This is a genomic window from Larsenimonas salina (assembly GCF_023736155.1).
GTDB lineage: Bacteria > Pseudomonadota > Gammaproteobacteria > Pseudomonadales > Halomonadaceae > Larsenimonas > Larsenimonas salina.
Window position 1 is genome coordinate 296,433 of the sequence record NZ_JAMLJJ010000002.1, and the last position, 16,161, is coordinate 312,593.

Here is a 16,161-nt window from a genome sequence, read left to right on the forward strand (position 1 = left end):
TCATGTCGTCGCCGTCCCCCACCCCCGATCAGGACAGCGTGCAACAAACCCTCGAACAGCTTGACCGGGAAAGTGCCATCCGGCACACCCTGCCACGAGCCATTCGTACGTTTGTCCTCTACGCAAGTATCGCACTGGCGCTGTTTCATCTTTATACGGCGTTTTCCGGCCCGCTGGTCGATGTCGCCCAGCGAAGCATTCATCTCTATACCCTTTTGGGGCTTGCGTTCGTGCTGTATCCGGCGACCCGCAAGGGCGCCAAGGACCGTCTGCCCTGGATCGACGCATTGCTTGCGCTGGCCGCGTTCGCGGTCGGCATCTACATGCTGTTGGTGGCTGATCGAATCATTGCGTCGGCTGGACGTATTACCCCGACGGACATGTGGGTGGGCGTCATAGCCTTGCTCCTGGTCCTGGACGCTGCCCGCCGAGTGACCGGCTGGGGGCTGACGCTTCTGGCGGTTCTCTTTCTAGGCTACGGGGTCTACGCCAAGCTGTCGTTTTACCCGGCGCTCAACGAAAACATCGTCATGGCGGTTGGTCGTCAGGTGATCTCGCATCTGGTCTTCATCACTGAAGGCGTCTTGGGCACGGCAGTGGCGGTATCGGCAAGTTACATCATTTTGTTCATTTTGTTCGGCGCCTTTTTGGGCAAATCCGGGCTTGGTCAGCTTTTCAATGATCTGGCACTGGCGGTGGCCGGCCATACCCGAGGCGGGCCTGCAAAAGTGGCGGTGCTTGCCAGCGGTTTTCTGGGCTCGATCAATGGCTCAGCCATTGCCAACGTCGTCACTACCGGCGCCTTCACGATCCCCTTGATGAAAAAGACCGGGTATCGCGCCAACTTTGCCGGCGCCGTCGAGGCGTCGGCAAGCGTTGGCGGGCAAATTCTTCCTCCGATCATGGGGGCGGCGGCGTTCATCATGGCCGAAGTTCTGTCGGTGCCGTACACCCAGGTCATCCTTGCAGGCATCATTCCGGCGCTTCTTTATTACGCGGGCGTGCTGTTTCAGGTCCATCTCAGGGCCTCGCGCAACGGGCTTGAGGGCATACCGCGCAGCGAGCTGACACCGGTCAAGCAAGTGCTTGTGGCGCGCGGTCATCTATTGGTGCCGATGGCGGTGCTGCTCTGGCTGCTGTTTGAAGGGCGGGCGCCGTTTTTCGCTGCGTTCTGGTCGATCGCGGCGACGGTCCTGATCTGTGCGACGCCGCGCGTGCTTATCGGTGCAAGCCTTATTCTGACCGCACTGATTCTTGAGCCGCTCTGGCGGGCAGCGTTTGCCGGGCAGGCTTTGCCATCACTGCCGTCGAGCCGCTGGTGGCTCTTTGGCATCATCCTCGTGCCGGCCGTGATCAATCTGGTGCGAGCGCGACTGGGGCTTGTTGCTGAGACCATGGACTTGCCTGCCTGCAAAGATGCCATGACCGATGGCGTGCGTAATGCCATCCCGGTTGCAATCGCCTGTGGGGCGGTCGGCATTGTAGTTGGGGTTGCAACGCTCACCGGCATCGCACTCGAGGCCGCGGATGCGGTCGTGCAGCTGGGAAGTCAGATTCAATGGCCAATGCTTCAGCTTCTGGTCACGCTCATGCTGACCATGATCGCCTCGATCGTGCTCGGCATGGGACTGCCCAGCATTCCGACCTACATCATTACCAGCACCATGGCTGCGCCGATTCTTCTGAATCTGCCGCTGTTTACCTCGCTTGCCGGCAGCAGCGATACCGCGATGTTCGTCGCGCACATGTTTGTGTTCTATTTCGGAATCTTTGCCAACCTGACGCCGCCGGTCGCGCTGGCGGCCTACGCAGGCGCAGGTATCAGCGGTGGTTCGCCGAATGCGACCGGCGTTCAGGCTATGAAACTTGCGATTGCCGGGTTCGTGGTGCCGTACATGTTTGTGTTTGCCCACAGCATGCTGATGATCGACGTCAACGTACTGGAAGTCATGTGGGTCGTTGCCACAGGCCTTGCAGGGGTATTGATGCTGGCGATTGCTGTCGAGGGGTATTTCCGGCGGCCTATCAATATGGCGCTGCGAGGGGCGGCGCTTACCGGGGCGCTTGCGCTGATGTATCCCGGGGCGATCAGCGACGCGGCCGGGATCGTGATTCTGGGGATGCTCTACCTGGCCGGGCGTCGCACCCCAGGCGTCGAGGCTACGTCGCCCGAACGTGATCGATAGCGTCGTCAAATGACAGGGTCGGGGCGAACGCATCGCCCTTGCCCTCATCACAGCCGAGTTCGAGCAGCTGAGCCTTTTGAGTGTCGGTGTCGATGCCAACTGCCACGACGCGCCACTGTGCGCTGTGCGCAAGCGCCAGGGTGCTTGAGATCGCGGCCTGCGCTTCTTGTAGCTTGTCTGACCACTGCCGCGGCAGTTGCACGGACGAGATGGGCAGTGTCAGCAGCTCAAACAGCGGTGCGTGGCTAAGACCGAAGTCACTCAAGCTAAACCGCACGCCGATCGTTGCCAGTGAACGAATATGGCGCTTCAACTGAGTGTCGGTGTGAGCCAGGACATTCTCGGGCAGGTTGATGATCAATGTGTTGGGCGAAATGCCATGTCGGTTCAGTAGGTTGACGACCGAATCGCTGAAATCGGCTTGAATGCACCAGGCTCGACTGACGTTGAATGCGATGGGCGGGCAGGGCGTCTTTTTGCGCTGACACGCAGCGATCTGGCCCGCGATGGTTGTAAGCACCCACCGATCCATGGCTTCGGTCAGGTTGAGCCGATCGCACGCGTCCACGATTTCTTCCCGCGTTACTTCACCAAGCTCAGTGTCATACCACCCGATGCGAGCCTCAAGGCTTGAAACCGAGTTATCGCTAAGGGCGTAAACCGGCTGATAGGCCAGGGTGATGCGCTCTTCCTGGAACGCCTGGGGAAGACGTCGTGTAATCGTTGCGCTTCGTACAAGATCTTGCCGATGGTGTTCAGCATCGATCTGGTGAAAGGCGGGAATGGCGACGCCGTCATGTTCAAGCGTGTACTGCATATGAGAGATGATGTGGCTTGCACGTTCGAACAATCGACAATCGCTTAACCAGTTAAGTCTGGGGGCACAGCCGAAGGGGTCTTCTGGATGATCGTAGGCGCCATGCAGGGCATCCGCTGCCCGCTCGACCAGCTGTTCACGACCGGCCTGCGTTGCGGCTTCGAACAAAATCGCCATAACGGTATTGCCCAGCCGCCCGAAGAGCAGCCCATGGCCTCGAAAGGATTGCCTGAGTCGGCGCGAGGCTTCGATGGTGACCTTGGTGGCCTGATCGATGCCATAGCGGGCGCGCACCTGCTCGAGATTGGGCAAGTCCACCATGACCAGCGAGTAGTGGCTATCAGCATGAACTTCGTCGTTTAGAAGCTCGTCGATGCGTTCCATGAAGCGACCTGGGTAGAGGTAGTGCGTCAACGGGTCGAGCGAGTTTCGAAGCTTGGCGTCGTTGCGTTCGTTGTTGAGCGTCAGATCGTTGGTCAGTTCATGAGACAGAAAGGTCGCGAACTCATGGAGCAGTTCACGCTTGTGCGGGCTCAAGCGACGTGGGATATCATCGATCAGGCACAGCGTACCGAGCGGGAGCCCGTTGGCGGCTCGAATCAGCGCACCGGCGTAGAATCGAATGTGGGGTGGCCCGGTCACGAGCGGATTGGATACAAACCGAGGATCCTGAAGCGCGTCCTCGATGATCAGATCTTCCTCCTCATTGAGCGCGTGCGCGCAAAAGGATAGATCACGGTGCGTCTCGCGGGCGGTCAGGCCGACGCGTGACTTGAACCACTGGCGGTACTCATCGACCAGTGAGATCAAAACGATCGGCACGTCAAACGTTCGGCTGACCAGGCGGGTCAACCGGTCGAAGCGCTGTTCCGGGGCGGTATCGAGAATGGAAAGGTGCCTGAGCTCGTTGAGCCGCCGGGTTTCCTGAGGATGAGGATCCGCTGGAACAGCGCCGTTATCGAGTCGCATGTATTGCTCCTTGCTGAAGGAGGATTCGCACGTATCGGATAGTGTCATCAGGCTTCGCTCCCTGAACCCTGTTAAATGGGCTATCGGCAGAATATCTTTTTATTAGATATAGTTTATAAAATAAATGCATACTGCCAAATACCCCATGAATACCTTCAGACCACATTGGCATGGGGGCGCCTCCCACTTGTGCGCCGATAGGGCGTTATTCTCTCAGTTTTGCAAGAAGACGGTAGCTGTTCAATCGGTCGTTCATGTCGAAGGCATCGGTATTGATCATCAATTCATCGATTTGGGTACGTTCGATCAGCTGCTTGAGCTGAGTGCGTGCGGTCTCCGGTGATCCGACAACGGAGGCTCCCAGGTGGCGCTCGACGGCGATGCGCTCATGGGGCAACCAGTCGAGTGTATCTACCGGTGGCTGAAGGCGCGTGGTTTGACCTCGAATCAGGTTGAGGAATTTCTGTTGTTGCGTAGTGGCAAGCCACTGGGCGCGTTCATCGGTTTCAGCAATGACCATCGGGATGCCGAGCATGGCATAGGGCGCCGAGAGAACATTCGAAGGCCTGAAATTGGTTCGATAAAGGTCAAGCGCCTCGTACATGTAGCCCGGTGCGAATTGCCCCGCGAAGGCGAACGGCAAGCCGAGCCGCCCGGCAAGTTGAGCGCTGTAACCGCTCGAACCCAGTAGCCAGACGGGCACATGCGTATCCTGACCTGGTATGGCCTGAACGCGTTGACCCGGTTCGGGGGCGCCCAAATAACGCTGAAGCTCGGCAAGCTGGTCGGGAAAGTCATCCACGCCGCCCTGGGACGAGCGCCTCATCGCGTGCATGGTCGCGCCATCGCTTCCGGGGGCTCGGCCCAGGCCCAGATCGATTCGATCGGGATACAGGGTGGCAAGCGTTCCGAATTGCTCGGCGATCACAAGCGGAGGGTGGTTTGGAAGCATGATGCCGCCTGATCCAATGCGCATGTGCGTCGTCTGTTGAGCGATATGGCCGATCAGAATCGAGGTGGCGGCGCTGGCGATGCCGGAAATATTGTGGTGTTCAGCCAGCCAGTAGCGGTTGAAGCCGAGGGCTTCGGTTTCCTGGGCAAGGTGTACCGAATTCTTGAAGGTTTCGGCAGCACTGCCGCCTGCGCGAATGGGCGCAAGGTCGAGCACTGATAGTGGAAGCGTTGAAAGTGATGACATGATCCCCCCATCCTGCAATAAAAGTTAGCGTGCTTACAATGTAGCGCAGGATGGGGGGCTTGGCCGAGTTTTACAACCGTTTGATCGCCGTGATCAGCGCTTGGTCTCGAACTCGCCGTCGATGACATTGAGCGACGGGTCGGTGTGTGCGGCATGTGTGCGCTCGGTCCGACCTTCGAAGGTATATCCGCCCTGTTGGGCTTTTTGCATCCGGCGTTTCAGAAAGGGCGCGGTCAACGTGCCGAGCACGATCACAAAGGCCGCGACCAGAAGGCCGAATATGACAAAGGCGGCCACACCCAAGAGCATCAGGGCGCGCTTGAGCGGATTGGCGCCTGAGCGCTGCGCTTTCTGGTGCAGGTGGCTTTTAAAATCCAGCGTACGCTGCCAGGTGTTCTGTGAGCGAAATGCGGTCATGGAGCCTCACTGAGTCGTGATGTGATGTATGGTAGGACTATGCCACAGGTTGTGCGTTCCATGGTTCGCCATGCCTTCAGCCTAAACCAAGATTGAGCCGAAGATGGCGAGGTGCTCGAGTTGCCGGGTCAAGAACGTCTTTCCCCGTTTCAGATTTTTCTGTTGTTCCTATCGTTTTATGTCCTGATCGCCATCGGGGCTCAAACGTTTTTCCAACTCCCCCGTGAACTTCAGCGGCTCTTTCGCTACCTCGATTACATTGTCTGCGGGTTCTTTTTCATCGATTTCTGCCTGAGGTTCAAGCGCGCCGAAAGCAAGCTTGGCTACATGAAATGGGGGTGGATCGACCTGCTTGCGTGCATTCCGCTGATGAGCCAGTTCCAGGCCGCGCGTCTTTTCAGGGTCATTTTGATCTTCAGGCTGGTTCGCGCGCTGCGCTCGATCAAGTCTCTGGTCGACGTGGTGTTTCGAAACCGCGCCGAAGGCGTGTTCGTCACGGCGGCTTCGGCCACGATGCTGCTGGTCGCATTCGGTGCGATCGCGATGCTCTTGATCGAGGGGCCTGTCCCTGAAAGCCAGATCAATACGGCAGAGGAGGCGCTCTGGTGGGCGTTTGTCACGGTGACCACTGTCGGTTATGGGGACTATTACCCGGTGACACTGGGCGGACGGCTGGTTGCAGTCGTGGTCATGATCGGGGGCGTGGGCATGTTCGGTAGTTTTGCCGCATACGTCGGCTCCCTGTTCGTCGCGGATGAAAACGACGACGCCGACCGTCAGCATCGAGCGAACCGGGAGATGATGCGTCATTTGAATCGTCAGATCGATGGGTTGGGCAAGGAGGTGGCGCTTTTGAGAGAGGAGCTTGCCGAGGCTCGAGCGTCCAGGCGCAGCGAGGAGGGGGGCGCTGAAAAAGTGGCCGAGTCGGACGCACCGGGGCGTCACTAAAATCGAGTTAGAGAGCCATCCTTGGCGGTGTTACTTCCTTGCTGCTTGCTTCACCCTGAAGCGTGATCCTTCCTGGGATGCCACAGCACAACAGGCCGGACCTTGGTTGCCGAATTATTAAATATTAGAGGGTTCTAAAAGTAAATCGCCTATTGGAATAAATTCAATTTTTCTTAATCCTGTGTTTTCCACAGCCCGTGTCTAGCCTCCGTAACGCATTGATTACGTGGATAAGAGACAATCGGCCGTGCCCACTATCTCGACCGCGCCCAAAACAGCTATGCTGTAGAGGAACTTCTGACACGTTTAATCGAGTGCCAGTCATCAACAAGGTCGAATCCTGAATCTCTGGAGGAACGTTATGACAACGCAGCTGGAAGCGTTGAAAGAGCTGTCTCATGTGGTTGCCGACACAGGCGACCTCGATGCGATCCGCAAGTATCAGCCAATGGATGCAACCACCAACCCATCCTTGATTCTCAAGGCCTTCGATCTTGAAAGCTATCAGGACCTGATCAAGAACGTCATCTCTCAGGTCAAGGAAGAATCGAATGACAAGGATGAGCAGGTTGCCTCTGCGGTAGACCACCTGGCGGTCGCCATCGGTACCGAGATTGCGGGCATCGTACCTGGTCGAGTCTCGACAGAAGTGTCCGCCAAGCTCTCGTTCGACAAGGACGCAAGCATCGAGAAGGCGCATCACCTGATCGATCTGTATGAGAAAAAGGGCATCACGCGTGATCGCGTTCTGATCAAGCTGGCATCCACCTGGGAAGGCATCTGCGCCGCCGAGCAGCTCGAGAAGGAAGGCATCAACTGTAACCTGACGCTTCTGTTCTCCGACGCTCAGGCTCGCGCCTGCTTTGAAGCCGGAGTCTTTCTGATCTCGCCGTTCGTCGGCCGCGTGACGGACTGGTACAAGAAAGAAACCGGCAAGGATTACAGCGCCGAGGAAGATCCGGGCGTTCAGTTCGTACGCGGCGTTTGCGAATACGCAAGCGACTACGGCTACGAAACGGTCGTCATGGGTGCAAGCTTCCGTAATACCGGTCAGATCCTGGCGCTTGCCGGCTGCAACCGCCTGACCATCTCGCCGCAGCTGCTTGAAGAGCTTAATGGCAACGAAGGCTCGGTCGAGCGCAAGGTCAGCGACACCGGTGCTGGCGACAAGACGTTGCCGCGCATGACCGAAAGCGAGTTCCGTTTTCAGCATAACGAAGACGCCATGGCCAATGACAAGCTGGCCGAAGGCATTCGCAAGTTTGCTGAAGATCAGGATACGCTCGAGCAGCGCATCGCCGAAATGCTGTAAGGCCTTTGCCTTTGATACGAAAAACCCCGCGAATGCGGGGTTTTTTTAGATCCAGTGAATGCGGGCCGGGTCACTTGCCGAGATAGGCCGACAGCATCCACACCGTCTTTTCCTGCTCACGGATGTAGTCGCTTACCTGAGAGGCGGTGCCTTCGTCATCGGCGTCATTGGCCGCGCTCAGAACGCTTCGCTGTATCTCAAGCAGCGTGGAAAAACCGCTCACCATTGTCTTCACGCACGCATCGCCGTCGCTGACGTCGACCACTTCCTTGACGGTGCTGACCTTGGCGTAATCGCTGTAGGCATGCAGTGGCGTATGACCAAGCGTCAGAATGCGCTCGGCAATCTCGTCGACCTTGGTCAGAAGGTCGGTGTAGATCACCTCGAACTGGTTGTGCAGCTCGAAAAACTGGGGGCCTTTCACGTTCCAGTGGCAGCCGCGCGCGTTCATGTAAAACATCTGATAGTTCGCCAGAAGTTCATTGAGCTTTTCGGCAAGCTGATTGGCGTTCGATGACTGTAAACCGATGGCGTTGGTGGACGTCATTGACCTCTCCTTGAGCGTTGAACACGTCTTACCTGGAAAAAGGTGGTCCTCCGCGCTCGATATTTCAATCTTCGGTCGAGGATTTCGTGAAACCAGTGCCTGCGCGCCACAGCCGAAACACGGCTTCCGAGCGGTCGGCAAGCAGCTCACCGCAACGCGCGAGCGCCTCATCGAGCGCCATCGGGCGGTCGGCGAGTGCGAATGCTGCGGTCACGCCGTCCTCGAGCGCACGTTCCCAGCCGGTGTCGAGGCAGCCGGCCAGTACGATCGTTGGAACATGGTTCATGGCGGCGCGCCGAGCGATACCGATCGGCGTCTTGCCGGCGAGGCTCTGCCCGTCAAGGCGGCCCTCGCCGGTAATCACGAGCTCGGCGGTACTGAGCGTCTGTTCGAACTTTACGTGCTTCATCACAAGGTCGATGCCGGGCGCGAGCTCTGCGTCGAAAAACGAAAGCGCGGCAAAGCCCATGCCGCCAGCGGCGCCTGCGCCTTCATGGGTTTGAGCGTCGGTGCCGGTGTGCTCGGCCACAACGCGGGCAAAGATGGCAAGCGCCTCATCGAGCTCGGCAACGTCTGCTTCATCGGCGCCTTTTTGCGGGCCAAATACGGCGCTCGCTCCACGTGGCCCGCACAAGGGGTTGCTCACATCCACGGCAGCTTCGAAGTGTACGCCGGCAAGGCGGGAATCAAGACCTTGCGCATCAATGCGTACAAGGGTCTTGAGCGCTGCACCGCCGGGTGGCAGTAGGTCACCGCGCTCATCGAGAAACGCCATGCCGAGTGCGTGCATCATACCGCTGCCGGCGTCGTTGGTGGCGCTGCCGCCAAGCGTCAGCACGATATGCTCGGCGCCGGCATCGAGTGCCTCACCGATGAGCAGGCCGACACCTTCTGTGGTGGTGTGGCACGCGTCTCGCTCTTCGCGCTTGAGATGTTGTAGGCCGGCCGCTTCAGCCAGCTCGATGAAGGCGGTCCGGGTGGCGGCGTCCCAGCCCCAGTCAGCATCGATGGGTCGCCGCAAGGCATCGACCACGCGAGCTCGCCTTCGGGTCATGCCGGTTGCCTCGATCACGGCGTCGAGCGTGCCTTCGCCGCCGTCGCCCATCGGGCAGATCAGCACCTCGCAACCGGGGTCGGCCCGTCGGATGCCCTCGGCCATGGCGTTGGCTGCCGCTCTGGCGCTGAGGGCATCCTTGAAACTGTCCGGTGCCAATATAATCATGACGCGCCTCTCCTTAAGTGTTGGCCATTCCCACCTTTTAACTACCTTAGCACCGTGCGACCGGCTGACCAGCGACATACACTGAGAGTTCCACGCCCTATCAGGAGAGTGCACATGAATGGTCGAATCCGCGGCATGATCGCCGGGGTCGGGGCCGCGCTTTTAAGTGGCTGTGCGCTTCAGGGCACTGACCCGCTTGCCAGTGGCCCTGCGCCTGAGCCCCAGACGGGGTGCCGGCTGGCGCTCGAGCGCCCAGCCACCAACGTTGACTGGATGCGTGCAGCGTCAGAGGCGCTCAAGGCCCAGCACTATCACGTTTCCGACAGTGACGCGGAGCTTGGCGTGCTCAATGCCCGCCGGGTTCGATCATTGCCAGGGCTTGGGGCGACCGAACTCGTCTCCGGAGTCGATGGCTTTCCGGGCATGTACCACGCCGAGGGCCGAATCAATGATCCGTGGCAGGTGTTTCGCGGTGATCCGCGGCGCATTGACCGCGTGACGCTGTTTAATGACGGGGGTGAACTTCGGCTTACACGGGGCACGACCGTGCTTTCGGACCGAAATTTTCCGATCGACGCCCGCCCCACAGCACAAACCGGGTTCTGTGTCGGACTACTGGATGCCGTCGCCGACCGGTTGGATCTTAAGGAGGGTGCGCAATGACAGTACGTTCGTGGCCGTTTTATGCGCTGCTGCTTTTATGGATGACCGGGTGTGCAAGCGTGTCATCCACGCCCCCGGCGCCGGTGGTTGTCGCCACCAGTGCGTCGCCGCTTCAAACACAAAAGGCGTTGGCCGGAGTGCTGGTCGAGCGCGGCTTTACCATCGACCATGCCGATCACGATCTATGTACTCTGAGTGCGCATTTTGCTGCGCGGCCGCCGTTTCATGTCGAGGGTGAGTGCCGGCCAGAGACGCCCGGCACGCGGCTTGAACTTCGTGCACGTCGGGGTACGACCTGGCTTGCCGGCCCGCGGTTAACGGGCCTTGTTGAGGCCCTTGCTCAAAAACTCCCCGAGGCTAGGGCAGTAGCAACACCTTGAGCTCTTCCATGCGCTTGGCAAGCACCTCAGTCGTCATGGGCTCGGCCGGAGAGTGGCCCCAAACGGGCCCCGGCCAGGCGGGATCTTGCTTGAAGCGAAGCACTAGGTGCACATGAAACTGGGGCACCAGATTGCCCAGCGAGGCCACGTTGAGCTTGTCGGCATTGAAGTGGTCTTTCAGGCATTGCCCCCATTCGGCTAGGATGCGCCAAAGGGCTTGCTGCGCGGTGTCTGGAAGCTCGAAAAGCTCCACACATTCCGGATGCTCGGGAATGAAAACCAGCCAGCAATAGCGCGTATCGTCGAACAGCCGAACCTGACAGGACACGCGCTCGCTAAGCGCAAGCGTTGTCAGGTGATGTGTGTCGGCCTGAAGGCGTTCATCCAGCGTGAAGGTCATGTGTGACGCACTCCGGTTGTGAAGTAGGCGGTAAAGTGTGACAAAGCTGCTACGCTTTGAAATGCATGGATGCCATTCAATCAGAACGACACGGAGTAAACCATGAAGAAACCGTTTTTGATGCTAGCAAGTGCCTTGATGGCCATGAGTATTCTGGCAGGGTGCAACACAATGCACGGTGCAGGGCAGGATGTTGAGGAAGGTGGCGAAGCCATCCAGAACGCCGCCGACTAAGCCACGTACATCGACGAAAAGCCGCCGGGTTCCGCCCGGCGGCTTTTTTTGTATCTGTAGAAACGTCGCTCTGACACCACGAGGCAGGCGGACAATTTTTTTGTGTGTTTGTTCCCACTTCCACTTGATAATGTTTATCATTCTTTTTATCTTAGCGGCACAGCAGGTTTACCGATCTCGAGCGACGTGCATTAGACCTTAGACCTCCGGTATTCCTGAATACACGATAAAAAGCGATCCGAACGTCCTGGCGACGGTCGAATCGGACAAGGGACTCATTTCAGGATCACGCATGAATTTAACGCTTTCCTCGCGCTTTTCACGTACGCCACTGGCCATTGCCGTTAGCCTCGCCGTCACTTCTGTACCGCTTGCCGCGCAAGCTGAAACGGCCACGACGACCGCAACAGCTACATCGACGGCCTCAACAACTACATCGACGGCCACTACACATGCGAGCTCCGACCGGGAAAGTACCATCACGGTTCAGGGGAACCGGCTCTATGATATGGTCTCCACCGAGCAAAACGGCGGCTACAGCGCGGATGCGGCGACAGTTGGCACCAAGACCCCAGCGGCACTTAGAGACATTCCGCAGTCGGTCAGCGTGGTGACGCGCGAGGCAATGGACGACCAGAACTTCGATACGCTCGATGAAATGGCCAAGCGCACACCAGGGCTTCGTGTTCTTTCCAACGACGACGGGCGCTCCTCTATCTATGCGCGAGGCTATGAGTACGACGAGTACAACATCGATGGTTTGCCCGCACCGATGGCCAGTATCTTGGGCACCGTCCCTAACCTGTCGGCGTTTGACCGGGTCGAGATCATGCGCGGGCCGTCTGGGCTGTTCAACAGTACCAGTGAAATGGGTGGCATCATCAACTTAGTGCGTAAACGCCCGACCGATACGTTCCAGGGCCACGTGACCGGCCGTTACGGCAGCTGGAATCAGCACTACGAAGAAGCCGACTTGTCCGGTCCGATCGATAAGGACGGCCGCATCCGGGGGCGGATGGTCATTAGCAACAACGGCTCGGATGGGTACGTCGATGAAAACGAGAACAAGCGCCAGACCTTCTACGGCGCGCTCGATATCGATCTCGACGAGGCGACCACATTGTCGCTGGCTTACCTTCGTCAGCATAAAGACATCGTGGTCAATAACGGCGTGCCGACCGACAGCGACGGCAATCTGCTGGACGTCACACGTTCTACCTTCGCCGGAGCCGACTGGAACAGCTTCGAGATGCAGAGCAACGACTACATTGCCGAGCTGACGCATCGATTCGATAACGGCGGCTATGGCCGCATCGGCGCACGCTATTCCGACCGCTCGGCCAACTTCAACTATGCCTATGGTCGAAGCGCTCTTGCAGACGATGGCACATTTACGGCCGTAGGTCTGGGGGGCGACGTCGACCAGAAGTCGCTTTCACTCGATGCAAGTTACAGCCAGCCGTTCGAAGCGCTCGGCAACGTCAGTGAGTTCGTGGTCGGGGCCGACTACAAGCGCTATGAGACCGAAACGTTCCAAGCGGTCTCCAATCTGGGTGACACGACGCTCGATGACATCAATGACATCACCTATGTCGATGTGGCGGAGTCCGGTACGCCGCGTACCGATAATCGAACCACCCTTGAAGAGTACGGTCTTTATTCCAAGCTGACGTTCCGGCCGATCTCGTCACTGGCGTTGATCGCAGGCGGTCGTGTCAGCGCCTATAAGCAGCGCGTGACCGATCACACCGATAACAGCGTTTCGGATCGCAGCGGTGAGGGCAATTTCACGCCCTACGCCGGCCTGGTGTACGACCTCGACAGCCAGCACTCGCTCTACGCCAGCTACTCCGAAGTGTTCAAGCCGCAAAGTGATGCGGTTGATGCCAACGGTGACCTGCTTAAACCCCGAAAAGGGACGCAATATGAAGTCGGGGTCAAGGGCAGCTACTTCGACGGCGATTTAAATGCACGCATCAGCGCATTCCGTCTCTATGACGACAACTACGCGGCGTCGGTGCCTAATGAAGGCTATTCGGCCGCCATTGGTAAACGTAAGATTCAGGGCGCCGAGTTCGAAGTTACCGGTTCGCCGACCGAGAACCTCGATCTGATCGCTGGCTACACCTATATGGATACTGACGTAGAGAGCGGTGACAGCGAGGCGACCTTCCTGCTGATGCCGAACAACATCTTCAACGTCTGGGCGCAGTATGGCTTCAAGGGCGGCGCATTCGATGGCTTCCACGTTGGTGGGGGCGTGACGGCTCTGAGCGACTTCAGTTCGAGTCAGGGAATCGAGGCACCGGGTTACGCGGTTGTCGATGCCATGGTCGGCTACGACTTCTCATCGAATCTGAAAGGTCAGCTTAACTTTAACAATATCCTCGATAAAACTTACTACACTCGTGTAGGAAGTACTGGTACGTTCAACATGTACGGTGCGCCCTCCAACGTCGTGGCCTCGCTTCGCTACGACTTCTGATCGCATCACGCTCGAGGCTGGCGCTTGTTTGGCCTCGAGTCGCGTGGTATCACGACAACCCCGATGCACCCGCATCGGGGTTTTTTCATTGAAAGGGAAGCGCCGTGGCGTTGTCTCGGGTTCATGCGTTGTTTCAGCGTCTTCAGGCCGCGTCGCAGGCGAGGTGGGCCAATGCCGTGCTGTTTCTGGCGGCGCTGTGCGAAATCCTGATTCTGCCCCTGCCGATCGACGCACTTTTAGTGCCGTGGATGCTTGCCAACCCGCGCCGTGGCGCGTGGCTTGCAACGATTGCGTTGGCGGGAAACCTGCTGGCGGCGCTGATCGGCTACGGCGTCGGGGCGCTCGCGATGGAGAGCATCGGGCAGTCGCTTCTGGCCTGGACTGGCACGCTCGATCATTTCGAGGCGTTCGTTGCCACCATGCAGGCCCATGGTTTCTGGGCCATTGTCATGGTGGCGTTTACGCCTGTGCCGTTTCAGGTCGCGCTTTTAGGCGCTGGCGCCGCTCAGTACCCGCTTGCGCTGTTTCTACTGGCCTGCGCGCTGGGGCGCGGCGCGCGATTCTACGGGCTGGCGCTTTTAGTGCGCGTGGGCGGCGAGCCGGCGCTCTCTGTCGCGCGCCGACACGGCCGTGCGGCGATGGGCCTCGGGGCGCTTGCCTGTCTGGTGGTGGGTGGCGTCTATCTGTTCGGGCGGGTGCATTCATGACCGCCCGCTGGTTGCGGGCGATCGATCGCTAGATCTGACCGAGGGTCGCGCCGCCGTCTAGGCGCAGGTCATGCAGGGTGATATGACGGGCGCTGTCGGAGAGCAAATACAGGATGCCCTCGCAGATGTCGTCTGGGGCGGCAATGCGCTTGAGCGGAATGCCGGCCTTGTAGGTCGCGAGCGAGCCCTCGAGGGTGGTGTCGCGGTCGGCCGGGGACTGCCACATGCCGTGCAGCATGTCCGTGTCGGTGGAGCCTGGTGAGACCACGTTGCAGCGAATGCCGTACTCGGCAAGCTCCAGGCCCAGACAGCGCGTCATCTGAGTCGCCGCCGCTTTTGAGGCGCAGTACGCGCCCATCGCCATTCGGGGCGTGGACGCCGCGTTGGAGCTGACCACCACCACCGAGCCTTCCCGGCGCGTCATCATGCGCTTGCCTACCGCGCGGGTCAGATAGAACACCCCGTCGGTATTGACGCGAAACGCGTTCTGCCACTGGGTGTCGGTCAATTCAAGCAGTCGCCCCATCTGAAGCGTGCCGGCGACACAGGCCAGATGGTCGATGCGCCCGTGATGGGTCTCGGCGGCCGCGACCGCGTGTTCGACCGCTGCCGGGTCGCTGACATCGACGCCATGAACGCTCAGGCGGTCTCCTGCATTGAGGGTGCCGGCCGCCAGGGCCAGCGCCTTGGTGTCAAGGTCGAGCGCGGCTACATGCGCCCCCGCGTGCAAAAGGCGCTCCATCAGGGTTCGGCCGATGCCCTGGGCGGCGCCGCTGATAAGCACGACGCGTCCGCCGAATTGTTGATCGAGAGCCTGAGTCATTCGTTTTCATCCATGATGCGATGGCGCTCCTGGTGGTAGCGCTCCTCGCTGAATTGATCCTTCCAGTACGGCACAGCGTAGAAGCGCCCCTTGGGCAGGGCGAGCGTGTTTCGAAAATGATCACGTAGTGCGAGTACGGCGCTGTTTTCGCCGCCGGCCCAGCCAAAGACCGTGACGCTTTCGTCAAACGACAGGGCACGGGCGGCCTCGATCAGGCGCGTCGACTCGCCAGCCGCCTGGGCGCCGCGGTAGAGCCAGTGGATGTTCAGGCCGGCCGGATGCTCGAAGTCGGTGTAATCACGCTCATCGATCGCCTCGATCAAGACATGACCGGAAGCGTTGCCTGGCAGCGCTTCACACAGTGCGACCATCGCGGGCAGGGCCGAGAGGTCGCCAGCCAGAAGGTACTGATCGGCCGGCTTTAAAAGCGGCAGTGGGCCGCCGGGGCCGGAAATGCCAATGAGATCGCCCTGGGTGGCCCGGGCGGCCCAGCGCGACGCCGGGCCGTTATCGCCATGCAGTACGAAATCGATGGCAAGCTCACCGCGCGCGTTATCCATCTGGCGCACCGAATAGGTGCGGGTGATCGGCCGTTCCTCGGGTTCGGGCCAGATCGGGCCATCGGCGGTCAGTTCCGGCAGCCTGGGCGTGCTCTGGTGATCGCGCGGCAGAAAGACCTTCAAGTGGCCGCCCGGTGCGTTGTCGGGAAAGCCTGCCAGCGCCTCGCCCCCTAAAAAGATGCGCACCATGTGCTCGGAGAGCGGCTCGGTCCGCATGACTTCCAGAAGCCGCGGTGGGCGCTTTTTCCGAGTGGGCGCCGGCGCCGCGGCGGTGTGAGTTGACGTGGTCATGG

At 59.4% G+C, this 16,161-nt stretch carries 16 protein-coding genes; 8 read left to right on the plus strand and 8 right to left on the minus strand.

Going from position 1 to position 16,161, the window contains the following annotated elements; genetic code table 11:
* Positions 1–2: 2 nt before the first annotated feature.
* A complete protein-coding gene (locus tag NAT23_RS06615) occupies positions 3–2,186 on the plus strand; it encodes a TRAP transporter permease (RefSeq protein WP_251926603.1) in 2,184 nt (727 codons plus the stop codon).
* Here NAT23_RS06615 and NAT23_RS06620 read toward each other — a convergent pair.
* The 3 genes from NAT23_RS06620 to NAT23_RS06635 form a co-directional block, all read right to left on the minus strand.
* Entirely contained in the window at positions 2,161–4,020 is a 1,860-nt protein-coding gene (locus NAT23_RS06620) for an EAL domain-containing protein (protein ID WP_286009964.1), read from the minus strand. The genes NAT23_RS06615 and NAT23_RS06620 overlap by 26 nt on opposite strands.
* A gap of 157 nt (positions 4,021–4,177) precedes the next feature.
* Positions 4,178–5,170, minus strand: a complete 993-nt coding sequence (locus tag NAT23_RS06630; RefSeq protein WP_251926605.1) for an LLM class flavin-dependent oxidoreductase — start codon at positions 5,168–5,170, stop codon at positions 4,178–4,180.
* Positions 5,171–5,263: 93 nt separating this feature from the next.
* Entirely contained in the window at positions 5,264–5,587 is a 324-nt protein-coding gene (locus tag NAT23_RS06635) for a hypothetical protein (protein WP_251926608.1), read from the minus strand.
* A gap of 111 nt (positions 5,588–5,698) precedes the next feature.
* On the opposite strand from NAT23_RS06635, the gene NAT23_RS06640 reads away from it, so the two are divergent.
* Together NAT23_RS06640 and tal are read left to right on the plus strand one after the other, a co-directional pair.
* The gene (locus NAT23_RS06640; protein WP_251926609.1) at positions 5,699–6,535 is read left to right on the plus strand and encodes an ion transporter; all 837 of its coding nucleotides are present in this window, start codon (positions 5,699–5,701) and stop codon (positions 6,533–6,535) included.
* Positions 6,536–6,896: 361 nt separating this feature from the next.
* Entirely contained in the window at positions 6,897–7,847 is a 951-nt protein-coding gene (gene tal, locus NAT23_RS06645) for a transaldolase (RefSeq protein WP_251926611.1), read from the plus strand.
* A gap of 70 nt (positions 7,848–7,917) precedes the next feature.
* Here tal and NAT23_RS06650 read toward each other — a convergent pair whose 3' ends face one another.
* On the minus strand, positions 7,918–8,394 hold the full coding sequence (locus NAT23_RS06650; protein ID WP_251592347.1) for a Dps family protein: 477 nt from the start codon (positions 8,392–8,394) through the stop codon (positions 7,918–7,920).
* Positions 8,395–8,458: 64 nt separating this feature from the next.
* Complete coding sequence (locus NAT23_RS06655; protein WP_251926613.1) at positions 8,459–9,616, minus strand: glycerate kinase; 1,158 nt, start codon at positions 9,614–9,616, stop codon at positions 8,459–8,461.
* Positions 9,617–9,730: 114 nt separating this feature from the next.
* On the opposite strand from NAT23_RS06655, the gene NAT23_RS06660 reads away from it, so the two are divergent.
* Both NAT23_RS06660 and NAT23_RS06665 read left to right on the plus strand, forming a co-directional pair.
* A complete protein-coding gene (locus NAT23_RS06660; protein WP_251926614.1) occupies positions 9,731–10,279 on the plus strand; it encodes a hypothetical protein in 549 nt (182 codons plus the stop codon).
* Positions 10,276–10,659, plus strand: coding sequence for a hypothetical protein (locus tag NAT23_RS06665; protein ID WP_251926616.1), 384 nt, complete (start codon positions 10,276–10,278; stop codon positions 10,657–10,659). The genes NAT23_RS06660 and NAT23_RS06665 overlap by 4 nt, the downstream gene beginning before the upstream one ends.
* Here NAT23_RS06665 and NAT23_RS06670 read toward each other — a convergent pair.
* The gene (locus NAT23_RS06670) at positions 10,637–11,059 is read right to left on the minus strand and encodes an HIT family protein (RefSeq protein ID WP_251926618.1); all 423 of its coding nucleotides are present in this window, start codon (positions 11,057–11,059) and stop codon (positions 10,637–10,639) included. The two genes, NAT23_RS06665 and NAT23_RS06670, sit on opposite strands and share 23 nt — an antisense overlap.
* A gap of 102 nt (positions 11,060–11,161) precedes the next feature.
* Between NAT23_RS06670 and NAT23_RS06675 the strand changes: the two genes are divergently transcribed.
* The 3 genes from NAT23_RS06675 to NAT23_RS06685 all read left to right on the plus strand — a co-directional run bounded on the left by NAT23_RS06675 (position 11,162) and on the right by NAT23_RS06685 (position 14,485).
* Positions 11,162–11,293, plus strand: a complete 132-nt coding sequence (locus tag NAT23_RS06675; RefSeq protein WP_374708776.1) for an entericidin A/B family lipoprotein — start codon at positions 11,162–11,164, stop codon at positions 11,291–11,293.
* Positions 11,294–11,585: 292 nt separating this feature from the next.
* A complete protein-coding gene (locus NAT23_RS06680; RefSeq protein WP_251926620.1) occupies positions 11,586–13,778 on the plus strand; it encodes a TonB-dependent siderophore receptor in 2,193 nt (730 codons plus the stop codon).
* Positions 13,779–13,882: 104 nt separating this feature from the next.
* A complete protein-coding gene (locus tag NAT23_RS06685; RefSeq protein ID WP_251926622.1) occupies positions 13,883–14,485 on the plus strand; it encodes a YqaA family protein in 603 nt (200 codons plus the stop codon).
* A gap of 28 nt (positions 14,486–14,513) precedes the next feature.
* On the opposite strand, the gene NAT23_RS06690 is transcribed toward NAT23_RS06685, so the two are convergent.
* Both NAT23_RS06690 and NAT23_RS06695 read right to left on the minus strand, forming a co-directional pair.
* The gene (locus NAT23_RS06690; protein WP_251926632.1) at positions 14,514–15,308 is read right to left on the minus strand and encodes a 2,3-dihydro-2,3-dihydroxybenzoate dehydrogenase; all 795 of its coding nucleotides are present in this window, start codon (positions 15,306–15,308) and stop codon (positions 14,514–14,516) included.
* Positions 15,305–16,159 (minus strand): siderophore-interacting protein, encoded by an 855-nt coding sequence (locus NAT23_RS06695; protein WP_251926634.1) that lies wholly within the window; start codon positions 16,157–16,159, stop codon positions 15,305–15,307. Before NAT23_RS06695 ends, NAT23_RS06690 begins: the two co-directional genes overlap by 4 nt.
* Positions 16,160–16,161: the final 2 nt, after the last annotated feature.

Coding starts and splice junctions, on each gene's coding strand:
- NAT23_RS06615 (WP_251926603.1), top strand. CDS start 3: ATGTCGTCGCCGTCCCCCACCCCCGATCAGGACAGCGTGCAACAAACC.
- NAT23_RS06620 (WP_286009964.1), bottom strand. CDS start 4,020: ATGACACTATCCGATACGTGCGAATCCTCCTTCAGCAAGGAGCAATAC.
- NAT23_RS06630 (WP_251926605.1), bottom strand. CDS start 5,170: ATGTCATCACTTTCAACGCTTCCACTATCAGTGCTCGACCTTGCGCCC.
- NAT23_RS06635 (WP_251926608.1), bottom strand. CDS start 5,587: ATGACCGCATTTCGCTCACAGAACACCTGGCAGCGTACGCTGGATTTT.
- tal (WP_251926611.1), top strand. CDS start 6,897: ATGACAACGCAGCTGGAAGCGTTGAAAGAGCTGTCTCATGTGGTTGCC.
- NAT23_RS06650 (WP_251592347.1), bottom strand. CDS start 8,394: ATGACGTCCACCAACGCCATCGGTTTACAGTCATCGAACGCCAATCAG.
- NAT23_RS06655 (WP_251926613.1), bottom strand. CDS start 9,616: ATGATTATATTGGCACCGGACAGTTTCAAGGATGCCCTCAGCGCCAGA.
- NAT23_RS06660 (WP_251926614.1), top strand. CDS start 9,731: ATGAATGGTCGAATCCGCGGCATGATCGCCGGGGTCGGGGCCGCGCTT.
- NAT23_RS06665 (WP_251926616.1), top strand. CDS start 10,276: ATGACAGTACGTTCGTGGCCGTTTTATGCGCTGCTGCTTTTATGGATG.
- NAT23_RS06670 (WP_251926618.1), bottom strand. CDS start 11,059: ATGACCTTCACGCTGGATGAACGCCTTCAGGCCGACACACATCACCTG.
- NAT23_RS06675 (WP_374708776.1), top strand. CDS start 11,162: ATGAAGAAACCGTTTTTGATGCTAGCAAGTGCCTTGATGGCCATGAGT.
- NAT23_RS06680 (WP_251926620.1), top strand. CDS start 11,586: ATGAATTTAACGCTTTCCTCGCGCTTTTCACGTACGCCACTGGCCATT.
- NAT23_RS06690 (WP_251926632.1), bottom strand. CDS start 15,308: ATGACTCAGGCTCTCGATCAACAATTCGGCGGACGCGTCGTGCTTATC.
- NAT23_RS06695 (WP_251926634.1), bottom strand. CDS start 16,159: ATGACCACGTCAACTCACACCGCCGCGGCGCCGGCGCCCACTCGGAAA.